Annotated in this window: 14 protein-coding genes and 1 pseudogene; 9 read left to right on the top strand and 6 right to left on the bottom strand. The window is 69.1% G+C overall.

The genetic code is table 11. The features are described from left to right. Positions 1 to 187 (bottom strand): annotated as a pseudogene (locus D7X32_RS46345) (right-handed parallel beta-helix repeat-containing protein); the annotation flags it as partial. Positions 188 to 331: 144 nt separating this feature from the next. Here D7X32_RS46345 and D7X32_RS34480 point away from each other — a divergent pair. The 3 genes from D7X32_RS34480 (at position 332) to D7X32_RS34470 (ending at position 4,393) form a co-directional block, all read left to right on the top strand. Then, the gene (locus D7X32_RS34480; RefSeq protein WP_208752632.1) at positions 332 to 2,077 is read left to right on the top strand and encodes a SpoIID/LytB domain-containing protein; all 1,746 of its coding nucleotides are present in this window, start codon (positions 332 to 334) and stop codon (positions 2,075 to 2,077) included. Between the two features lie 119 nt (positions 2,078 to 2,196). Beyond that, entirely contained in the window at positions 2,197 to 3,441 is a 1,245-nt protein-coding gene (locus D7X32_RS34475) for an energy transducer TonB family protein (protein ID WP_120606818.1), read from the top strand. A gap of 52 nt (positions 3,442 to 3,493) precedes the next feature. After that, complete coding sequence (locus D7X32_RS34470) at positions 3,494 to 4,393, top strand: cation diffusion facilitator family transporter (protein WP_120606817.1); 900 nt, start codon at positions 3,494 to 3,496, stop codon at positions 4,391 to 4,393. Between the two features lie 71 nt (positions 4,394 to 4,464). On the opposite strand, the gene gcvP is transcribed toward D7X32_RS34470, so the two are convergent. The 3 genes from gcvP to gcvT all read right to left on the bottom strand — a co-directional run bounded on the left by gcvP (position 4,465) and on the right by gcvT (position 8,988). After that, a complete protein-coding gene (gene gcvP, locus D7X32_RS34465) occupies positions 4,465 to 7,368 on the bottom strand; it encodes an aminomethyl-transferring glycine dehydrogenase (RefSeq protein WP_120606816.1) in 2,904 nt (967 codons plus the stop codon). 112 nt (positions 7,369 to 7,480) lie between these two features. Next, positions 7,481 to 7,864 (bottom strand): glycine cleavage system protein GcvH, encoded by a 384-nt coding sequence (gcvH, locus tag D7X32_RS34460; RefSeq protein ID WP_120606815.1) that lies wholly within the window; start codon positions 7,862 to 7,864, stop codon positions 7,481 to 7,483. Positions 7,865 to 7,902: 38 nt separating this feature from the next. Then, a complete protein-coding gene (gene gcvT / locus D7X32_RS34455; protein ID WP_120606814.1) occupies positions 7,903 to 8,988 on the bottom strand; it encodes a glycine cleavage system aminomethyltransferase GcvT in 1,086 nt (361 codons plus the stop codon). A 100-nt stretch (positions 8,989 to 9,088) separates the two neighbouring features. Between gcvT and metF the strand changes: the two genes are divergently transcribed. From metF to D7X32_RS34440, 3 genes are read left to right on the top strand one after another with little or no spacing between them, the layout of a single operon-like run. Then, the gene (gene metF / locus D7X32_RS34450) at positions 9,089 to 9,961 is read left to right on the top strand and encodes a methylenetetrahydrofolate reductase [NAD(P)H] (protein WP_120606813.1); all 873 of its coding nucleotides are present in this window, start codon (positions 9,089 to 9,091) and stop codon (positions 9,959 to 9,961) included. Beyond that, positions 9,958 to 10,380: a hypothetical protein gene (locus D7X32_RS34445; protein WP_120606812.1), complete on the top strand. Its 423-nt coding sequence runs from the start codon at positions 9,958 to 9,960 to the stop codon at positions 10,378 to 10,380. The genes metF and D7X32_RS34445 overlap by 4 nt, the downstream gene beginning before the upstream one ends. After that, positions 10,377 to 11,432, top strand: coding sequence for a homoserine dehydrogenase (locus D7X32_RS34440; protein ID WP_120606811.1), 1,056 nt, complete (start codon positions 10,377 to 10,379; stop codon positions 11,430 to 11,432). Before D7X32_RS34445 ends, D7X32_RS34440 begins: the two co-directional genes overlap by 4 nt. A 4-nt stretch (positions 11,433 to 11,436) precedes the next feature. Here the strand turns inward: D7X32_RS34440 and D7X32_RS34435 are convergent, their stop codons facing one another. Next, positions 11,437 to 12,372 (bottom strand): ADP-ribosylglycohydrolase family protein, encoded by a 936-nt coding sequence (locus tag D7X32_RS34435; protein WP_120606810.1) that lies wholly within the window; start codon positions 12,370 to 12,372, stop codon positions 11,437 to 11,439. Between the two features lie 156 nt (positions 12,373 to 12,528). Between D7X32_RS34435 and D7X32_RS34430 the strand changes: the two genes are divergently transcribed. Further along, on the top strand, positions 12,529 to 15,666 hold the full coding sequence (locus tag D7X32_RS34430) for a choice-of-anchor D domain-containing protein (RefSeq protein ID WP_120606809.1): 3,138 nt from the start codon (positions 12,529 to 12,531) through the stop codon (positions 15,664 to 15,666). 66 nt (positions 15,667 to 15,732) lie between these two features. On the opposite strand, the gene D7X32_RS34425 is transcribed toward D7X32_RS34430, so the two are convergent. Next, positions 15,733 to 17,295 carry an OmpA family protein gene (locus D7X32_RS34425; protein WP_147450381.1) on the bottom strand — a complete coding sequence of 521 codons (1,563 nt, stop codon included), beginning with the start codon at positions 17,293 to 17,295 and terminating at the stop codon, positions 15,733 to 15,735. 157 nt (positions 17,296 to 17,452) lie between these two features. Here D7X32_RS34425 and D7X32_RS45140 point away from each other — a divergent pair, with 157 nt between their 5' ends. After that, complete coding sequence (locus D7X32_RS45140) at positions 17,453 to 17,773, top strand: hypothetical protein (RefSeq protein ID WP_147450380.1); 321 nt, start codon at positions 17,453 to 17,455, stop codon at positions 17,771 to 17,773. Between the two features lie 5 nt (positions 17,774 to 17,778). Beyond that, positions 17,779 to 18,072 (top strand): hypothetical protein, encoded by a 294-nt coding sequence (locus tag D7X32_RS34420; RefSeq protein ID WP_147450379.1) that lies wholly within the window; start codon positions 17,779 to 17,781, stop codon positions 18,070 to 18,072. The last annotated feature ends 1,392 nt before the right edge of the window (positions 18,073 to 19,464 follow it).

The raw sequence follows: 19,464 nt of genomic DNA, 5'->3' as shown, positions 1-19,464 counted from the left end.
GGCCGGGGGTGGTGGGCGTCTTTTCGACCTTGGGAGTGGCCCCCGTGCTCGTCGCGGGGGGTTGGGTACCGCCGCTCGAGGAACCGCCGGTGCCCCCGCCAGAACCACCGCCGCCACCACAAGCGGTCAGCCCAAGCGCCAGGGTGCAGGCAGCCAGGGAGGCCACCAGGGTGTGCCGCGTCTTCAATCCGTTGCCTCCTCGAATTCGCATGAGCAGGGCAACGCACGGCGTTGGACGTTCTATTCACTGCCGGTCATCCAGGGCGAGACGCGCTGCACTGGGAGGGAGAACCGTGACGCTCGGCCCCGTGGCGGCTACGGTGCCGCCGCCGTGTCCAAAGCCGTCCTGCTCCTGACCGCCCTGCTGCTCGCCTCCTGCGCCACGCCCGCGCCCTCCCCTGCCCCTGGCACCCGGGGGCTGGGCGAGCCGGAGGTCTCCGTTCCCGCCAGCTCCACCGCTGACGCGGGAGTGAAGCCACCCGCTCCGAGTGGCCTGGAGGATCCGCTCACGTCGGGCCTGCCCGGGCCACAGGACCTGAAGCGCCTGGACTTCCGCAATGGCGAGCCGCGCCTGCCCATCAAGCTGATGGAGGGACGCGACGTGGTGACGTTCTCGCCGCGAGGCCGGATGCGGCTGCGCTTCGGAGGACCGGGCGACAAGATGCTGGACGCGCCCGCGGGCTCGCGCTGGACGGTGCGGGTGACGCAGGGCGAAGCAGCGCAGTGGAGCGCGCGGGTGCAGCTGGGTGAGTTCCGCTTCGCGGACAAGGCAGGGCTCGCGGAGGCGCAGGAGACGTGGCGCTCGCGGGGGCTCGCGGTGCGCACGCACACGCTGGGCTCCGTGTACGGCATCGCGGGGAAGGTCATCGACAACCGGCGCTACCTCCTCCTGGGCGATGAGGCGCTGACGCCCGCCGCCGCCGCGAAGCAACAGGCGGAGCTGCTGCGCCGCTACGGCCTGCGCACCACGCTCTTCGAGGAGGTCCGCAAGCCGGCCAGCGCCATCCTGGAGCTGAAGGACGAGAACGACGCCGTGGTGGGCCTGGCGCAGGACCGGCTGGACGCGGAGACGCCGGACGGCAGCGGCTTCGACGTGCGGCAGGTGGAGTACGGCGTGGGCTACGACTTCCACGCCTTCGAGGACCGCACCTTCCGGGGCGCGCTCCAGTTCGCGGCGGACCGCGGCGGCAAGCTCGCGGTGGTGAACGTGGTGGGCCTGGAGGACCTGCTCAAGGGGCTGGTGCCGTCTGAAATCTTCGCGCGCGCGCACCCGGAGGCGCTCAAGGCCCAGGCCGTCACCGCCCGGGGCGAGGTGCTGGCGAAGGTGGGCATCAAGCACCTGGCGGATCCGTACCTGCTGTGCTCGGAGCAGCACTGCGCGGTGTACCGGGGCCGCACCGGTGAAGCGGCCAGCACCACCGCCGCGGTGGAGGCCACCCGGGGCCAGGCCCTCTTCAGCCAGGACGGGCGGCTGGTGGACTCGGTCTACAGCGCCGTGTGCGGCGGCCACACCGAGGACAACGACGTGGTGTGGGGCGGCCCGCCCGACCCCAGCCTGCGCGGACGGCCGGACCTGCTGGAGCCCGCGCCGGACGTGCCCGGACCGTCGAACCTCAAGGCGTGGCTGGCGACGTCGGACGTGCCGGCCGCGTGCAAGCTGTCCAGCTTCGCGCAGCCCACGAAGTTCCGGTGGGAGAAGCGCTTCACGCAAGGCCAGGTGGACGCGCTCACGGAGAAGCTGGGCGTGGGGGCGGTCCAGGGGCTCGCCCTGTCCGAGCGCGGGGTGTCCGGGCGCGCCCGGCTGCTCACCGTGTCCGGCACGCAGGGGGCCACCCAGGTGCGTGGGGAGCTGAACATCCGGCGGCTCTTCGGGATGCTCAACAGCAGCATGGCCACGGTGGAGGCCGAGCGGGACGCCGAGGGCCGGCTCACCGGATGGCTGTTCCGGGGCGGCGGCTGGGGCCACGGCGTGGGCATGTGTCAGACAGGCGCCATCGGCCGGGCGGAAGCGGGCCAGACTTATCCGGAGATCCTGCGCTACTACTTCAACGGGGCGGAGGTGGCCCCCATCTATTGAGGTCCAGGGAACAATTCGTGCGCACCGGCTGCCTGGCTCGTGAATCTCTTTGATGTCCCGCGTGTTACGGGCCGCACGTTCGGGACTGTAGAAGCGGTCCGGAGGTTTATCATCAGGCCGTGGGCACGGGTTCCTCGACAGACTGGCGTCAGCGGCGCGCGCGAAAGCAGCGTGGCCCCCTGCGCTATCTGGTGGCGGCCTTCCTGGCGCTCCTGGCCCAGGCCGCCTTCGTGGGCTTCGTGCTCCTGGTGTCCTCCGTGCAGGCGAACCTCCCGCATGAGAAGCGCCCCGCGCGGCCCACGTCCGTGGCGGTGAGGCCGCTCACGTCGGACCAGTGGGCGAAGAACCGGGGGGCGGTGTCCCCGCAGCAGACGAAGCCCCGCCCCACCGAGAAGCGCGAGCCCAAGGAAGAGAAGAAGCCGGACGAGACGAAGCCCCAGGGCCAGGTGGTGGACGTGGCGCCGGGGAATGATCAGCAGTCCCCGGACGCGAAGTACCTGGCCGAGCACAACAACACGGTGGAGAAGGAGACCCGCGCGCGGGACCAGACGGCCTTCTACCGCAACGCCATGCCCCAGCGGACGGCGCCCGAGAAGCAGGAGGGCGCGGCGAACGAGCAGGTGCAGCCCCCGCGCGTGTCGGGCAACAACGGCCAGGGCGCGGATGACCGGGCGCAGACCCAGGGCGGCAAGAAGCCCGTCTTCGAGATGCCGGAGACGCGCCGCAAGCAGGAGATCGCCATGAAGACGGACCCGCGCGAGCGAGGTCCGGGCATGCCGGTGAAGAACCAGTCGGAGAGCGACGCCACGCAGGGCAACGCGAAGCGCCTGCGCATCCAGCCCGGCGAGGGTGAGGACAGCGAGCAGGAGGGCTCCACGGGCCGCACCGGTTCACCGGGCCTGGCCACGCTAATGCCGTCGCAGGCGGCGATGGACCGGGTGGTGGGCGCGGCGCCCAACGACATGCTCCAGGACCAGGAGGAGGGCGACGGCACCTTCCTCAACACGCGCGAGTGGAAGTACGCCAGCTTCTTCAACCGCGTGAAGCAGAGCGTGGGCATGCACTGGAACCCCAACGAGCAGCTGCGCATGCGCGACCCGACGGGGAACATCTACTCCGGGCGCGACCGCCAGACGCTGCTCAGCATCACCCTGGACGAGCGCGGCGCGGTGAAGGACATCCAGGTGGAGAAGAGCAGCGGCCTGGACTTCCTGGACATGGAGGCCGTGGCGTCCTTCAAGCGCGCGCAGCCCTTCCCCAACCCGCCGTCCGGCCTGCTGAGCCAGGACGCGACGGTGCGCTTCCAGTTCGGCTTCTTCCTGGAGATGGGCGGCGGGCCGCGGATGCGCTTGTTCCGACAGTAGGACGCACGGAGGCCTCGCGATGGAGGGCCCCGCGGCACTACCCTCCCCCGCCGTGGAAGCCCCCCTCGTCGACCGCAGCGCCGCGCTCCAGGAGCGCAACCGGAACGTCCGCTTCGTCCTCTTGGCCATCCTCGTGGCCAACTGGGTGGTGGCCGTCGCCAAGCTCGTCTTCGGCCTGATGGCCCAGTCCGCGTCGGTGACGGCGGACGGACTGCACTCGTTCATCGACGGCAGCTCCAACGTGCTGGGGCTCGTCGCCATGGGCGTCGCCTCGCAGCCGGCGGACGCGGATCACCCCTACGGCCACGGCAAGTTCGAGGCGCTCGCGTCGCTGGGCATCGGCGCGATGATTGGCGTGGGCATGCTGGAGCTGGGGCGCATGGCGTTCGACTCGCTCCTGCACGACAAGCACCCCACGGTGTCGGTGATGATGGCGGCGGTGATGGTCTTCACGCTCGTCATCAACCTCATCGTCACCCGCGTGGAGCGGCACTACGGGGAGAAGTACAAGAGCTCGCTGCTGCTCGCGGACGCACAGCACACGCTGTCGGACGTGTTCGTGACCATCGCGGTGCTCATCTCCATTGGCCTGGTGGCGCTGGGCTTCCCGCGCGCGGACGGGCTCGTGGCCCTGGCGGTGATGGTCTTCGTGGCGCGGGTGGCCTACGGCATCGTCCGGCAGGCGGTGGGCATCCTCTCCGACACCGCGCGGCTGGACCCCGCGCAGGTGTCCCAGCACACGCTGGCGGTGGCGGGCGTGCGCTCGTGCCGCGACGTGCGCAGCCGGGGCATGGAGGAGAGCGTCTACGTGGACCTGAAGATTGAAGTCGACCCGCAGCTCACCACCGCGCAGGCCCACGAGGTCGCGGACAAGGTGGAGGAGACGCTGCACGGCGCCTACCCGCAGGTCGTGGACGTGGTGGTCCACGTGGAGCCCGCGCGGGCCCGCTGAAAACACGAGGGCCGCCTTCCGATGTGCTGGAAGACGGCCCCGGTGACTGCGGCTGTCGAAGACGAAGGCGGCTACGCGACCTTCTGCGAGGGCGTGTCGTAGTCCTCGATGGGCGGGCACGAGCACACGAGCTTCCGGTCCCCGAGCACGTTGTTCAGGCGTCCCACGGACGGCCAGAACTTGTTGTCACGCACCCACGCCGTGGGGAACACGGCCTGCTCGCGGGTGTACGGGCGGTTCCACTCCGGCGCGGTGAGGGTGCGCGCGGTGTGCGGCGCGTTCTTCAGGACGTTGTTGTCCTTGGGCACGCGGCCCTCCTCCACGTCGCGGATCTCCTGGCGGATGGCGATCATCGCGTCGCAGAAGCGGTCCAGCTCCGCCTTGGACTCGGACTCCGTGGGCTCGATCATCAGCGTGCCCGCCACCGGGAACGACACGGTGGGCGCGTGGAAGCCGTAGTCCATGAGGCGCTTGGCCACGTCCTCCACCTCCACGCCCGCGGTCTTCTTGAGCGGGCGCAGGTCCACGATGCACTCGTGGGCCACCCGGCCGCGCTTGCCCCGGTAGAGCACCGGGTAGTGGGGCTGGAGCCGCTCCGCGACGTAGTTGGCGTTGAGGATGGCCAGCTTCGTGGCCTGCGTCAGGCCCTCGCCGCCCATCATCTGCACGTACATCCAGGAGATGAGCAGGATGCTGGCGCTGCCCCACGGCGCCGCGGAGATGGCGCCAATGGCGTCCGCCCCGCCCGTCTGGATGACCGGGTGTCCGGGGAGGAACTTCACCAGGTGGGGCGCCACGCAGATGGGGCCCATGCCCGGGCCGCCACCGCCGTGCGGGATGCAGAACGTCTTGTGCAGGTTGATGTGGCAGACGTCCGCGCCCACCAGGCCCGGAGCGGTGAGGCCCACCTGCGCGTTGAGGTTGGCGCCGTCCATGTACACCTGACCGCCGCGCTCGTGGATGGTGGAGCAGATCTCGCGGATCTCCTCCTCGAACACGCCGTGCGTGGACGGGTACGTCACCATCAGCGCGGCGAGCTTGTCCTTGTGCTCGTCCGCCTTGGCGCGCAGGTCGTTCAGGTCGATGTTGCCGTTCTCGTCGCACTTCGTGACGACGACCCGGTAGCCGGCCATCACCGCGGAGGCGGGGTTGGTGCCGTGCGCGGAGGACGGGATGAGGCACACGTCGCGGTGCCCCTGCCCTCGCGCCTGGTGGTAGGCACGGATGACGAGCAGGCCCGCGTACTCACCCTGGCTGCCCGCGTTGGGCTGGAGCGAGCACCCGGCGAAGCCCGTCACCTGCGACAGCGCGTGCTCCAGCTGCTCGAAGACGACCTTGTAGCCGGCCGCCTGCGAGGTGGGCGCGAACGGGTGCAGCTTGCTGAACTGGGGCCACGTCACCGGGATCATCTCCGCGGTGGCGTTGAGCTTCATGGTGCAGCTGCCCAGCGGAATCATGGAGTGCGTGAGGGACAGGTCCTTCGCCTCCAGCCGGCGCACGTACCGCAGCATCTCCGTCTCGGAGTGGTAGCGGTTGAAGACCGGGTGCGTGAGGTACGCGCTCTGACGGCGCAGCTCGGGGGCGAGCGGGCTCTCCAGGCCTTCGGCGACGTCGTCCAGGTTCACCGGGGCGGCGGACTTGTTCGCGCCCTGGATGAAGGCCGCGAGGATGTCCTCCACGTCCTTGGCGCGCGTCGTCTCGTCCAGCGCCAGGCCCAGCGTCTTCTCGTCGATGCGGCGGAAGTTCATCTTCGCGCCTTCCGCGGCGGCCAGCACGCCCCGGACCTGGGGAGGCGTCAGCTCCACGCGCAGCGTGTCGAAGAACTGATCATGCCGCGGCTTGAAGCCCAGCTTCGCCAGGCCCCGCGACAGCACCACCGTGAGCCCGTGCACGCGCTCCGCGATGGCCTTGAGCCCGTTGGGCCCGTGGTAGACGGCGTACATGCCGGCCATCACGGCCAGCAGCACCTGCGCGGTGCAGATGTTGCTCGTGGCCTTCTCACGGCGGATGTGCTGCTCGCGCGTCTGCAGCGCCATGCGCAGCGCGGGCCGGCCCTGCGCGTCCTCGGACACGCCGATGAGGCGGCCCGGCATCACGCGGGTATAGGCGTTCTTCGTAGCGAAGAAGGCGGCGTGCGGGCCGCCGTAGCCCAGCGGTACGCCAAAGCGCTGCGCGCTGCCCACCACCGCGTCCGCGCCGAACTCGCCCGGGGGCGTGAGCAGCGTGAGGCCGAGCAGGTCCGCCGCGACGACGAGCAGGCCGCCCGCCGCGTGCACCTTCTCACCGAAGGCGCGGTAGTCGTGCACCACGCCGTCCGTGGCCGGGTACTGCACCAGCGCGCCGAAGAACTTCTTCTGGGACAGGTCCACCGTGCGGTGGTCGCCCACGACGACCTCCACGCCCAGGGGAATGGCGCGCGTGCGCACCACGTCCACCGTCTGCGGGTGGCAGGCGTCGGAGACGAAGAACGCGCCGCCCGTGCCGTCGCCCTTGGCGTGGATGGCCAGCGCCATGGCCTCCGCCGCGGCGGTGCCCTCGTCGAGCATGGAGGCGTTGGCCACCTCCATGCCGGTGAGGTCCGTCACCATCGTCTGGAAGTTGAGCAGCGCCTCCAGCCGGCCCTGGGCGATCTCCGCCTGGTAGGGCGTGTACTGGGTGTACCAGCCCGGGTTCTGGAAGATGTTGCGCAGGATGACGTTGGGGACGTGGGTGTCGCTGTAGCCCATGCCGATGAAGGACCGGAACACCTGGTTCTTCGCCGCGATGGCCTCCAGCTGCGCCAGCACCTCGTTCTCGCCACGGCCAGCGGGCAGGCGCAGGGGCTCCTGGGAGCGGATGGCGGGAGGCACGGCGCTCTCGATGAAGGCATCGAGCGAGGTGACGCCCAGCGTGGACAGCATCTGCTTCACTTCAGGGGTCTCCGGGCCGATGTGCCGGCCGGCGAAGGACTCCTGGTACTTCCAGTTGAGGGACATGGTCGGAAGGGCTCGCGTGAGGTGCGTCAAGAAGGTCGGCGTCCGAGCGGGCTCGGCGCTCCATGGAGCGTCTCTAACAACCGGGACGCCCGAGTTCTTGCGCGCGCGGTGACTACTTGGTGAACGGCTCGTAGGCGGCGGCGTCCAGGAGCTTGCCCACCTGCCCGGCGTCCGAGGGCTCGACCTCCACGATCCACCCCTGCCCGTAGGGGTCGGAGTTGATGAGGGACGGGTTGCCCGTGAGCTCGTCGTTCACCTTCACCACGGTGCCGGTGATGGGCGCGAAGAGGTCCGACACGGCCTTGGTGGACTCGATGACGCCGAAGTTCTTGCCCTCGGTGATGGTGGCGCCCAGCTTGGGCAGCTCCACGTAGACGACGTCACCCAGCGACTCCTGGGCGTGGTGCGTGACGCCGACGACCACGGTCTTGCCCGTGATGCGGGCCCACTCGTGCTCCTTCGTGTACTTCAGGTCCTGCGGGATGTTGTCAGACATGGAGGCGGCTCCTCGCAACGGGTGCGAACGGGAGGGAATCAGGACTTCTTGAGGAAGGGGGTCTTCACGACGACCGCGGGCACGGCGCGGCCGCGGATCTCCACGTCGAAGGTGGAGCCTTCGGTGGCGAGGTTCGTGGGCACGTAGCCCATGCCGATGGGCTTCTTCACCGTGGGGCCCTGCGTGCCGCTGGTGACCTCGCCCACGCGGACGCCGTCCTTGAGGATGGGGTAGCCGTGGCGCGGGATGCCGGCGCCGGTCAGCTCGAAGCCCACCAGCTTGCGAGGCACGCCCGCGGCCTTCTGCGCCACGAGCGCGTCCTTGCCGATGAAGCCGCCCGCCTTGTCCAGCTTGACGATCCAGCCCAGGCCCGCCTCCAGGGCGGTGTGCGCGTCGTCGATGTCGTTGCCGTAGAGCGCGTACTTCATCTCCGTGCGCAGCGAGTCGCGCGCGCCCAGGCCGCAGGCCTTCACGCCGTCCGGCTGGCCGGCCTCCAGGAGCGCGTCCCAGAGCTTCACCGCGTCGTTGGTGGCGCAGTACAGCTCGAAGCCGTCCTCACCGGTGTAGCCCGTGCGGGAGATGATGGACTTCACGCCGGCCACCTCCCCTTCCGTGAAGCGGTAGGTGCCCACCTGGGACAGGTCCGCCTTCGTCAGGCGCTGCACCAGCCCCACGGCCTTGGGGCCCTGGACGGCGATCTGCGCGTAGTCGTCCCCGCGGTCCACCGGCGTCACGCCTTCCGCGCGCGCCTTCATCCAGGCGAAGTCCTTCTCGCGGTTGCTGGAGTTGACGCAGATGAGGATGCGCTCGGGGCTGAAGCGGTAGGCGACGACGTCGTCCACGAAACCGCCCAGGTCGTTGAGCAGGCCCGCGTAGACGGCCTGGCCGTCCTGGCAGCGGGCGAGGTCGTTGGAGATGAGCCGGTTCACGGTCTCCAGGGCGCCGGGGCCGGTGAATTCAATCTCCCCCATGTGCGAGACGTCGAACAGGCCGACGGCGGTGCGCACGGCCTCGTGCTCGGCGATGACGGACGAGTACTGCACCGGCATGTCCCAGCCGACGAAGTCGACCATCCGGGCCCCCAGCTTGCGGTGGGCCTCGTTCAGGGGCGTACGCCGGGTCATTGACATCTCCGTGGGAAGGGGGGTGGCGAAACGGCGCGGACTATAGCGGCGCACCTTCTCCGATCAAGGCCGACGCGGAAGGGACTAAACTCCTCCTGACATGAAGATCCGCAACTGCCTCAACCCGTCCAAGCCGAGCTTCTCCTTCGAGTTTTTTCCTCCCAAGACGGACGCGGGCGTGGCCTCGCTCCTGCGCACGGTGGAGGAGCTTGCACCGCTGGAACCGGGGTTCGTGTCGGTGACGTACGGGGCGGGCGGGAGCACGCGCGACCGGACGGTGGAGCTGGTGACGCACATCAAACAGCACACTGGCATTGAGGCGATGGCGCACCTGACGTGCGTGGGACACACCCGCGACGAGCTTCGTGACGTGCTGCGCCGGCTCGACGCGGCAGGCATCGAGAACGTGCTCCTGTTGCGAGGGGATCCGCCTCAGGGCCAGACGACGTTCGAGCCGGTGCCCGGGGGCTTCCGCTACGCGGAGGAGCTGGTCCGATTCGTCCGAGAAGAGGATTTCAACTTCTGCATCGGGGGTGCGTGCTATCCGGAGGGCCACGTGGAGACGGCGTCGCGCGAGGACGACCTCAAACACCTGAAGGCCAAGGTGGATGCGGGGATGGACTTCGTGGTGACGCAGCTCTTCTTCGACAACGCCTTCTATTTCGACTTCGTGGAGCGGGCGCGACGGGTGGGCATCAATGTCCCCATCGTCCCCGGCATCATGCCCATCACCAACTACGAGCAGGTCCAGCGCTTCACGCGCATGTGCGGCGCGACGGTGCCCATGCGTCTGGCGCTTCAGATGGAGCGCGTGAAGGATCAGCCGGATGCCGTCGTGCAGCTGGGCGTCGCGCATGCCACGGTGCAGTGCATGGAACTCCTGTCGCGCGGCGTGCCGGGCATCCACTTCTACACGCTGAACAAGTCCCCCGCGACGCGGATGATCGTGGGCGCGCTGAAGGGGCGCTCATGAGCGGCCCCGGTCCTCAGCTGTCGCCGGACGATCCGCGCCTGAAGATCTTCCAGATCGTGCGCTTCCCGGCGTTCTTCCTGCTCATCGTCGGCGTGCTGCACGTCGCCTTCAGCCTGCTGGGCGCCACGCTGGCGGCGCTGAAGGTGGCGTCGCCCTTCTCGACGCCGGGGCAGGCGCCGGTGGTGCTGGAGTTCACGACGGGCTTCGCGCTGGCCATCCTGGGCGGAATCCTCTGCGGACTCCTGGCCATCTGGGGCGCGTGGAACGCGATGAACCTCAAGGGCTACGGCCTGGCGACGGTGGGCGCCATCTGCGCGATGTACACGCTGACGCCCGGCTGTTTCGTGGGCGTGCCGGTGGCGGTGTGGATGCTCTTCACGCTGCGCCGCGACGGCGTGCGCGAGGCCTTCGCACCATGAACCCGCGCGCCGTCCGCACGGTGCGCTTCCTGCTCACGGGTCTGGGGAACGTGGGCGTGCCGCTCTTGGAGATCCTCCAGTCGCGCGCGTCGCTGCTGATCGAGCGCTACCGGCTGGAGCTGCTGCCGGTGGGGCTCGCGGACTCGGGCGGCGCGGCGGTGTCGCCGCACGGGTTGGACATCGGGGCGGTGCTGGCGGTGAAGCGGGCGCGGCACTCCGTGGCGTCGCTGCCGGTGGTGGGCCGTCCGGGGATGACCGGGCGCGACCTGGTGCGCGAGGTGAAGGCCGACCTGCTGCTGGAGGCCACACCCACGAGCTTCCAGGACGGGCAGCCCGGCCTGGACATCACGCGGGACGCCCTGATGCGAGGCATGGCGGCGGTGCTCGCGAGCAAGGGTCCGCTGGTGCTGGGGTTCCAGGAGCTGGCGGGCATGAGCGACCTGGAGTCACCGGGCCGCCCTCCCCTGCGCTTCAGTGCCGCGGTGGGCGCGTCCATGCCGCTGGTGAACGTGGGCCGCCGGGATCTGGCGCTGGGGAAGCTGGGCCGGTTCGAGGGCGTGCTCAACAGCACCAGCCACCTGCTGCTGTGCCGCATGGCGGAGGGCAGGACGTACGACGCGGCGCTGAAGGAAGCACAGGCGCTGGGCATCGCGGAGACGGACCCCACGCTGGACGTGGACGGCTGGGACACTGCGGGCAAGCTGGTCATCCTGGCCAACGCGGTGATGCGCGCGCCCACGACGCTGAAGGACGTGGCGGTGACGGGCATGCGCGGCGTGACGCACGCGGAGCTGGACGCGGCACGGGCGAAGGGCGGCCAGGTGCTGCTGCTGGCGCGCGGTGAGCCGCTGGGCGCGGACCGGTGGGAGTGGAGCGTGCGGCCCACCGCCGTGGACGCGTCCCATCCCCTGGCCCGGCTGGGCGCGATGGAGATGGGCGCGGTGTTCCGCAGCGACCTGCACGGCGTGAACACCGTCATCAACGGTGAGCAGGGCGCCCGGGGCACGGGCGCGGCGATGTTGAAGGACGTGCTGGAAATCTTCCCGGACTGACGCGTCAGCCCAGCGACTTCATGAGCCGCTCCAGGAGCGGCTCCACCAGTTCCTGTCCGCGCAGCTGTGAACGCCAGCGGTGCGGGATGCCGTTCAGGCCGTGGATGAGGCCCGCGATGCCGCCCGCCACCGCGGCCGTGGTGTCCGTGTCGTGGCCCAGCCGGATGGCGGATTTGACGACCGCTTCGTAGGTCTTCCCGTTCGCCACGCAAGCACGCGCCGAGCGCAGGCAGTCCACGACGTAGCCGCCCCCCGTTCCCGGTGCCGGGTCATCCGGGCGGATGTGGGCCTCCAGCTCCTCCCGCTGCGGGAAGCCCTCCACGTACAGGTCCCGGAAGGTGGCCACGGCTTCGGCCCACGGATCCACCGCGCCCTCCAGGATGCGGCGGGCCCAGAGGCAATACAGCGCGCAGCACACCTGCGAACGCACGTGGCCATGCGTCACGCGCGACTGCGCCATGGCGTCCGAGACGAGCGCGGCGTCCTTGCCCTGGTGCCACAGGGCCAATGGCAACACGCGCATCAGTGAGCCATTGCCGTTGTCCATCGTGCCATTCGGGCCCGCGAGCATCGCGGGCGTGCCGTCGCGCAACCGGCGCAGGGCCGCGCTGGTCTGGATGCCCACGTCGAACACGTCGCCGTCCACCGCGAGGTAGCCCCGGTCCTGCCAGTTCACCAGCCGCCGGCCCAGGTCCTCGCAGTCGAGCCGCTTCTGATACGTCAGCGAATCCAGCAGGCACAGCGCATGCGCGCCGTCATCCGACCACGTGCCAGGGGGGACGCGGTCATGCGCGCGATGGAACCCCGGTGGCGGGTCGTATTCGATGGCCTCCGGGGCCGGTATCGCTTCGGGCCGGTGGAACTCGTAGGGCACCCCGAGCGCGTCTCCGACGAGCAGCCCATACAGCCCTCCCGCGATGCGCTCCTCGCGTCTCACCATGTCCCAACCTCCCGGGTCCGTGCCCTCGACCCATCGTGTACCCAGGACACCATCCATGTAAAGGCTGGCGGGTCGCGTTGTGTTCACGGTTCATGCGAAGCTCTCGCGCCCTTCATTTCCGGGACTGGCTCCCCAATCCTCACGAGAGGCGCTCCGATGCGTCGACTCACCCTGCTGACTGCCCTCTGCCTGTCTGTCCTTGCCTCCTGTTCGCCGGTGGAGCCCGAGGCGCCGGAGGTGCCCGAGACGCCTGACGTCGCGTCGCAGACCCAGGCCATTGAGTTGTTCCGGAACTTCAACGCCCGCGTGGGGTGGACGGGCGCGACCACGTGCACCATCTGCCAGCAGCCGTCCTATGCCTGCTCGGACAACACGGGGAACTGGAACGGCGGGGTGCAGAGCTTCAAGGATCCTCTCCCTGCCGGCTGGGTGGCGAGGGAGGTGCTCGTGACCGTCAACGCCCGGGGCTACGCCGGTGGCATCACCACCGCCCGGCTGAACAGTTTGGTCGTGGGGTCCTTCCCCCTCCCCGCACTGGGATCGTTTGGGTGCGGCAGCTGCATGCCGCAGAACGTCAACTACGCCGCCCCCGACTCGACGGGCGTGCCAGGCTACCAATACGGCACCCTCAATACCCTCACGCTGCGCACGGAGAAGACCAACTGCTTCAGCTCCGCCGACATCACCATCAAGGCGGGGCGGCCGGTGCTCACGTTCAAACCCACCCGGGTGTCGTTCGGCTCGGTCGCGGTGGGGGCCTCCAGCACGCAGAAGGTGACGTTGACCAACGACGGCGTCGCCCCGCTCGTCATCCGGAGCATGGATGTCCTGCGTCCCTTCGCGCTGACGCCGGTGGCCTTCCCGTTCACGCTCAAGCCCAACGCGAGCCTGGAGGTGAGCGTGACGTTCTCGCCCAAGGATGAGCGCGCCGACTCCGGGGTGCTCGTCATCCAGAGCAGCGACCCTGACCTGTCCCTGCTGCGGATTCCGCTCGAAGGGACGGGCGGCGTCGCGAAGCTCCAGCTCAATCCGACCTCGCTCGACTTCGGCGCCGTGAAGGTGGGCGTGACCAGCAGCCTCTCCCTCCAGGTGAGGAACGTGGGGAGCCTGCCGCTCACGATTCCCTCCCTCCAGACCCAGTCCCCCTTCTCCGTCAGCGGCCTTCCCACGGGAGGCGCGGTGCTGCAGCCCGGGGGCCTGCTGCTGCTCACGGTGTCCTTCAAGGCGGCGGCCGGGGAGGCGGTCCAACCGCTGTACATCCAGGCCCAGGGGTCCACCACGCCGCTCGCGGAGGTCGCGCTGCACGGCACGGGCATCGAGCCCGCCATCGCCGTCGCGGCGACCGCGCTGGAGTTCGGCGTGCACACGGCGGGCATCGCCCCGGTTCGCGAGAAGCTGACGGTGAGCAACACGGGCATGGACGACCTGGTCCTCACCGCCTTCGACGTGGGGGCGCCCTTCACGGTGGAGTCCGGCCTGCCGCTGACCCTCCAGGCGAAGGAGCAGGTGGACCTGACGGTGGCGTTCGCGCCCACGGCGGGCCGCGCCGTCAAGGACCTCATCCTGCGCAGCAACGACCCGCGCAACCCCGCGCTGAAGGTCGCCCTCTCCGGCACCGGCGTGGAGGTCCCCGCGCTCGTGATCTCCGGGCCGGATGGCGGCACGGCGCTGGAGTTCGGCTCGCGGGAGGTCAGCAGCGTGAGCGCGCCCCAGACGTTGACGCTCAAGAACGGGGGCGCGGGGACGATCGTGGTGGAGCCCATCCAGGCCCCCACGGGCTTCGCCGTGACACCGGCGACGCGGCTCAGCCTGGCGCCGGGAGCCACGACCCAGGTCCAGGTGACGTTCGAGCCTCCGTACACCGCCCAGTTCACGCAGGAGCTGACGCTGAGCGCGGATGGGCCTGGGGGCTCCACCCAGGCCGTGCCGCTCAGCGGCAAGGGCGTGGAGGGGATGGTGACCGCCACCCCCGCGGCGCTGTCCTTCTCGCGGACGGAGGTGGGGAGCAGCAGCAAGGCGGTGCAGGTGACGTTCGTCAACGCGGGGACGCAGTCGATCAGCATCAGCACCATCGCGGTGGCGGGGCCGTTCTCGGCGGTGCTCCCGGAGTTCCCCAAGGTGCTCGCTCCGCGCGACGCCTTCACGATGGAGGTCACCTTCAGTCCCCTGGAGGATGGGCCCGCGGCGGGAGTGCTCCGGGTGTTCTCGAACGCGCCGTCGTCCCCCACGGTGGTCAAGCTGGAGGGAAGCGGGCTCCAGGCCATCGCCCGGATGGCGAGCGACGTGATGGAGTTCGGCGGCCAGCGGCTGGGCGGCGTGAGCGCGCCCCGGGAGCTCACGCTGTTCAACACGGGAAGCGAGTCGCTGAACGTGACGGCGGTGACCCTGAACGGCCCGTTCCTGGTCTCGGGGCTCAACGTGGGCTCGACCATTCCGCCACTGGGGAGCCGCACCTTCCAGGTCAGCTACAAGCCCACGGAGACCACGTCGGAGAACGGCGTGCTGGAGGTCCAGAGCAACGCGCCGCGCGCCGCCCAGGTGACCCTGCGAGGCACCGGGACCACGGCTTCGATTGAAGCCTCCGTGACGACGCTGGCCTTCGGGGCACAGTTCCTGGGGGAGGCCCCGCAGCAGCTCGTGGAGCTGCGCAACACTGGGACCAGCCCGGTCACGCTCACGGGCCTGGATCCGGTGAGCGGGTTCTCCGCGTCGGGGCTGCCGCTGCCGCACGAGCTGGATCCCGGCACCAGCCAGCCCTTCTACGTGGTGTTCAATCCGCCGCGGACGGGCGACTTCGCGGGCTCGCTGGCCTTGCGGCACGACGCGTCCGCCACCCCGCTGATGATCGCGGTGCAGGGGTCCGGCGTGGCGCAGGCGCTGACGGTGACGCCCGGGGCCATCGCCTTCGGCAACCAGCGCGTGGACGCCACCAGCCAGCCCCTGTCCCTGGAGCTCGTCAACACGGGCAACGTCCCCGTCACGGTGGAGGTGACGTCCTCCGATGCCGCCTTCCAGGTGGACACGCGCGCGCTGAGCGAAGCGATTCCGGCGGGGGGCCGGGCTTCGGTGCCCGTGTCGTTCCATCCGACGCGCACGGGCACGGTGCGCGGAGAGGTCCGCGTGGTGCCGAACGGGGGCGGACTGGGGCCCACGGTCGTCCCCGTGGAGGGCATTGGCGAGGCCGTCAGCGTGAAGGGCAGCGGCTGCAACGCGGGCGGGGCTGGCGGTGCCTGGATGCTGGCGGCGTGGATGCTGTCCCTGCGGCTGGCCCGGCGCGGGCGGCGGATCCGCTAAGCCCTGGGCCCGGCGCGGCCCGAACCTGTCCGACTGTCGGACAGGTTCACGCGGTGCGCGCCGGTGCTAGGGCGGAGGCGGGGCGGGGATGCTGCGGGCTGGAGCGGGCTCGCCCAGGATCAACAGCAGCTCCGCGCGGCGGTTCTCGCCCCGGCCTGCCTGCGTTCCATTGGAGCTCGCTGGTTTACGCGCACCGAGGCCCCGGGCTTCCAACCGGTGGGCCGGGACGCCCTTTCGCAGGAGGTAGTCGCGCACTGCCTCCGCGCGGGCCAGGGACAGGCGCTGATTGGAGTCGGAGGAGCCCTCCGCGTCCGTGTGTCCTTCGATGACGACGCGCTCCACCTCCGGGTGCTCCAGGAGCACGCGCGCCACCTGATCCAGCACGCGCGAGCGTCCCGGCAGCGTCGTCGCGCCGACCTCGAAGAAGACCTGGCCATGGAGGACGAGGCGTTCGCGGGTCAGGCTGACGAGCGGGCCGCTGGACTCGGGGCAACCGCCGAACTCGCGGGTCCCCTGCTCGTGGACGCAGGCGTCCAGCACGTCCACGACACCGTCGCCGTCCGTGTCGGTTTCGGGCTCCGGCGGAGCCTCGGGCGGCGCTGGCGTGGGCTCGGGAGGCGCGGGTTCGGGCGGCGTGGGTTCGGGCTCGAGCTGGGGTTCAGCGGGGGCGCGCGGCAGTCCCTGGACGAGCTCGTAGACGATGTCCTCCGGAGGCGGAGGGGGTGGCTTGTCGAAGAGCAGTGCCATTCCCGCGAGCACCCGGAAGCGGGGCGACCCCGGCTCCGCGCCCACGCCTGCCCCGCCCATGGCGAAGAACTCCCAGGGCCGAGCGGGGGCGTATCGCAGGCCGCCCAGCAGCTCGCCGCTGGTGCGCTGCTGCCGCCAGGAGTACGCGCCGATCGCGGACACCTCCGCGCGCAGGGCGTACCCCACCGTCAGCCCCACGCCGGCCCGCAGCTCGTTGCCCACGCCGTTGAGGCTGTCCACGCCGGAGTCCGTCGACACGGCGCGACGCAGGAGCACGCCCAGCTCCAGCGCTGGAGCCACGGGCCCCCAGCGCTTGCCCATCATGATCCGCCCCTGGCCGCGGACACCCTGATCACGAGCAAGCGCGCCCGAGCCGCCCACGGGCAACCGCACGTCCAGGTCGAGCGCCAGGTGGAAGGCCTCGGGAGCGGAGGTCCCCAGCAGTCCCAGCCGGGCCGCGAGCCGCGGCGCCCCCAGTCCGCTGCGCGACGGCGAAGAGATGGACAGCACGGTGCTCACGTCCGCGCCGCTCTGGTGGATGACGCCAGGAAGCTGGGCCTGAAGCTCCAGCCAGGGCAGCACGCCGACGGCCAGCGACACCAGCCCGGTGGTCCGGGACAGGACGAGCGAGAACTCCTCCGACCCGTTCAGGATCGTCAGGGGAGCCCGCTGGTAGTGCGCCATCAGGGAAACGCGCACCGCCCCGGGCGCCAGCAGCTCTCCGCTTCCGAGCGCCAGGGGCCCCAGGCCCGGGTTCGGGTCCAGGCGCTCCAAGGAGAACGTCGGCAACGGCGTGGCGTCCTGGGCACGCGCGGGGGTTGCGAGCAGCAGCAGTCCCAGCGCGGCCCCGCCACGTACGCATCGGTGCAAGGCCGGACCCATGCATGCATCTTCCGTCAGGTCCCGCCTGGGGCGAAGGGGAATGGCGGCCTGCGGCACTCGTCGCATCGGCGGCGGAACGTGGGGGGCTCCAATTCATTATCAGTCCTCAGGATAGACTGGCGCCCGTGGTTCCCCCTCTCCTCTTGGAGACACGCTCATGCGCAGGACGACGTTGGTGAAGTCAGTTGGATTGGTGCTTGGCGCGGGAATGCTCTTCCTCGCGTGCGGCCCTGAAGCAGCGCAGGAAGCACCACCCACGCCCCAGTCAGCGAAGACAGACGACCGGGTGCGCGCCATGACGCCGCCGGACAGCTGTAATCCGGCCGAGGATCCGCACTGGTGTCCCGTTCCCAGCAACAAGTACACCTGCTTCGACGGCGTGCAGATGGACGCCATCTGGACACCGGACGGCTGGTGCCTCAACTCGGATGCGTGCAGGACGCATGGCGGCCCCTGGGGCTGCCCGGAGGAGTGGTGAACGTCATGCGACGACAGACACTCATTCTGGCATTCAGCGTGGGGATGTGGCTGACCGGCTGTGGGCCGGATGCAGCGCCTATGACGGAGGACCCGGCCACGGACGACCGGGTGCACGCCATGGCACCTCCCAACAGCTGCGACGAAAGCGTGGATACCGGGTGGTGCCGCGTCTACAGCAGCCGGGTCGCGTGCAACAGCGGCATCGAGATGTATGCCATCTGGACGCCGGACGGCTGGTGCATCCCAAGCGACGTCTGCAAGTACAACCAGGGTCCCGAACTCATGTGCCCGCAGTAATCCGCGCCCGCAACCCCTTCCATCTTGGAGTTACGATCATGCAATGGAAGAAATAACGAAGTCGATTGGAATGACGGCTGGCTCTGCGATGCTTTTCCTCGCCTGTGGACCTACCGCAGCGCAGGAAACGCCCCTGGAAACACAGACTTCACAGTCAGAAAATCGGGTAAGCACCATGCCACCCCCAGACAGTCATCCCGCCTCAACACCAGGATGAAACCACAGTAAATTTCGAGCCAATACCATTCACCCCAAAACAAAACACAAATTAACTAAACATTTCGAGAGCCAACATGAAGCCCTTGGCCAACGAGAACCACCTTCAACTACTACAGCGTCACGAGGAGTTCTTACGAAAGCTTGGGAATGACTATTCCGTGCCAATCATAGCTCGTCAACCTGAAGGACTCCCTCGCATTGTCGGAACCGGATGTTTTTTCCGATGCGAGCGAGAGTGGTTCTTGGTTACTGCCGAGCACGTTGCAAGCGACTTCTTTCCGGCCGACAAGCAAAAACCTGGCTCTCTCCCACACTCTTTTTGTCTTGTTCCTGGCACCGATGAAAGACTCACCCCAATAACGGGGAGACTTCTCCGATCAGAAGAGCACGACACAGCTGTCTTTCATATCGACAAACCCGAGGCAATCCGGGCACGTTGGAAGCCAGTGACAGTCCTCGATCTGCTTCCGGACAATGACGCAATCAAATATCCCTGGTATCATGTAACTGGCTGGCCGATCGAGTACAGCAAGCGTACGGATGGCGTCCTGGGTGCCGAGAAATTTAGCTTTAATGCTCAGGCAGAGCCTTGCGCCGAGCCCCTTGAATCCAGACATGAGTTCACATTCCCATTGCACAGAAACGAATTTGTAACGATCGACGGTGATTCGGCTCGACACCCAGCACTGCAAGGCATAAGCGGAGCCCCCGTGTGGTGCATTTTTTCGGCTGACGGCGCCTACCGTCCTCGCCTCGCAGGCATCCAACATGGATATTTGGACAGACATACAACGTGGCTTATCAAGGCCACAAAATGGGGAGCCATGCGCATGCTAATTGAGATCGCGTTCCCAGGCCTATTCAGATCAGCCGAGAAACTAGCCGGACTATAGCCAAACGACATGCAACAACAATCAGCGTCGTGTGGCGTTATAGCCACCGTCTTCTGAGCAACGCGGCAGGGCTGCTTTCCGCCTATTGTCCCACTTCACCTCCCCGCCCTCGTCACGGGCAGGGAGGTCCAACCGACCAATCACTTCCCCGCGGTATCCGTCCGGCGAGCGACGTGACCGAGCCTATTGCAGAGGGACGGGGACCGTGCTCGGCGGTGGTCGCGAGCCTGTGTGAGAGCGGGCTGACGGGGCGGACCTGAGCAGGGGGCTCAGGACGAAT

Source organism: Corallococcus carmarthensis (assembly GCF_003611695.1).
Lineage (GTDB): Bacteria > Myxococcota > Myxococcia > Myxococcales > Myxococcaceae > Corallococcus > Corallococcus carmarthensis.
Note: the sequence above shows the minus strand (reverse complement) of the source record. Positions and strands in the feature narration are given on the sequence as shown.

Bases quoted from the DNA above. Each gene is read 5' to 3' on its own strand.
- D7X32_RS34425 (WP_147450381.1), bottom strand. From the start codon at position 17,295: ATGGGTCCGGCCTTGCACCGATGCGTACGTGGCGGGGCCGCGCTGGGA.
- D7X32_RS34420 (WP_147450379.1), top strand. From the start codon at position 17,779: ATGCGACGACAGACACTCATTCTGGCATTCAGCGTGGGGATGTGGCTG.
- metF (WP_120606813.1), top strand. From the start codon at position 9,089: ATGAAGATCCGCAACTGCCTCAACCCGTCCAAGCCGAGCTTCTCCTTC.
- gcvT (WP_120606814.1), bottom strand. From the start codon at position 8,988: ATGACCCGGCGTACGCCCCTGAACGAGGCCCACCGCAAGCTGGGGGCC.
- gcvH (WP_120606815.1), bottom strand. From the start codon at position 7,864: ATGTCTGACAACATCCCGCAGGACCTGAAGTACACGAAGGAGCACGAG.
- D7X32_RS34440 (WP_120606811.1), top strand. From the start codon at position 10,377: ATGAACCCGCGCGCCGTCCGCACGGTGCGCTTCCTGCTCACGGGTCTG.
- D7X32_RS34430 (WP_120606809.1), top strand. From the start codon at position 12,529: ATGCGTCGACTCACCCTGCTGACTGCCCTCTGCCTGTCTGTCCTTGCC.
- gcvP (WP_120606816.1), bottom strand. From the start codon at position 7,368: ATGTCCCTCAACTGGAAGTACCAGGAGTCCTTCGCCGGCCGGCACATC.
- D7X32_RS45140 (WP_147450380.1), top strand. From the start codon at position 17,453: ATGCGCAGGACGACGTTGGTGAAGTCAGTTGGATTGGTGCTTGGCGCG.
- D7X32_RS34435 (WP_120606810.1), bottom strand. From the start codon at position 12,372: ATGGTGAGACGCGAGGAGCGCATCGCGGGAGGGCTGTATGGGCTGCTC.
- D7X32_RS34445 (WP_120606812.1), top strand. From the start codon at position 9,958: ATGAGCGGCCCCGGTCCTCAGCTGTCGCCGGACGATCCGCGCCTGAAG.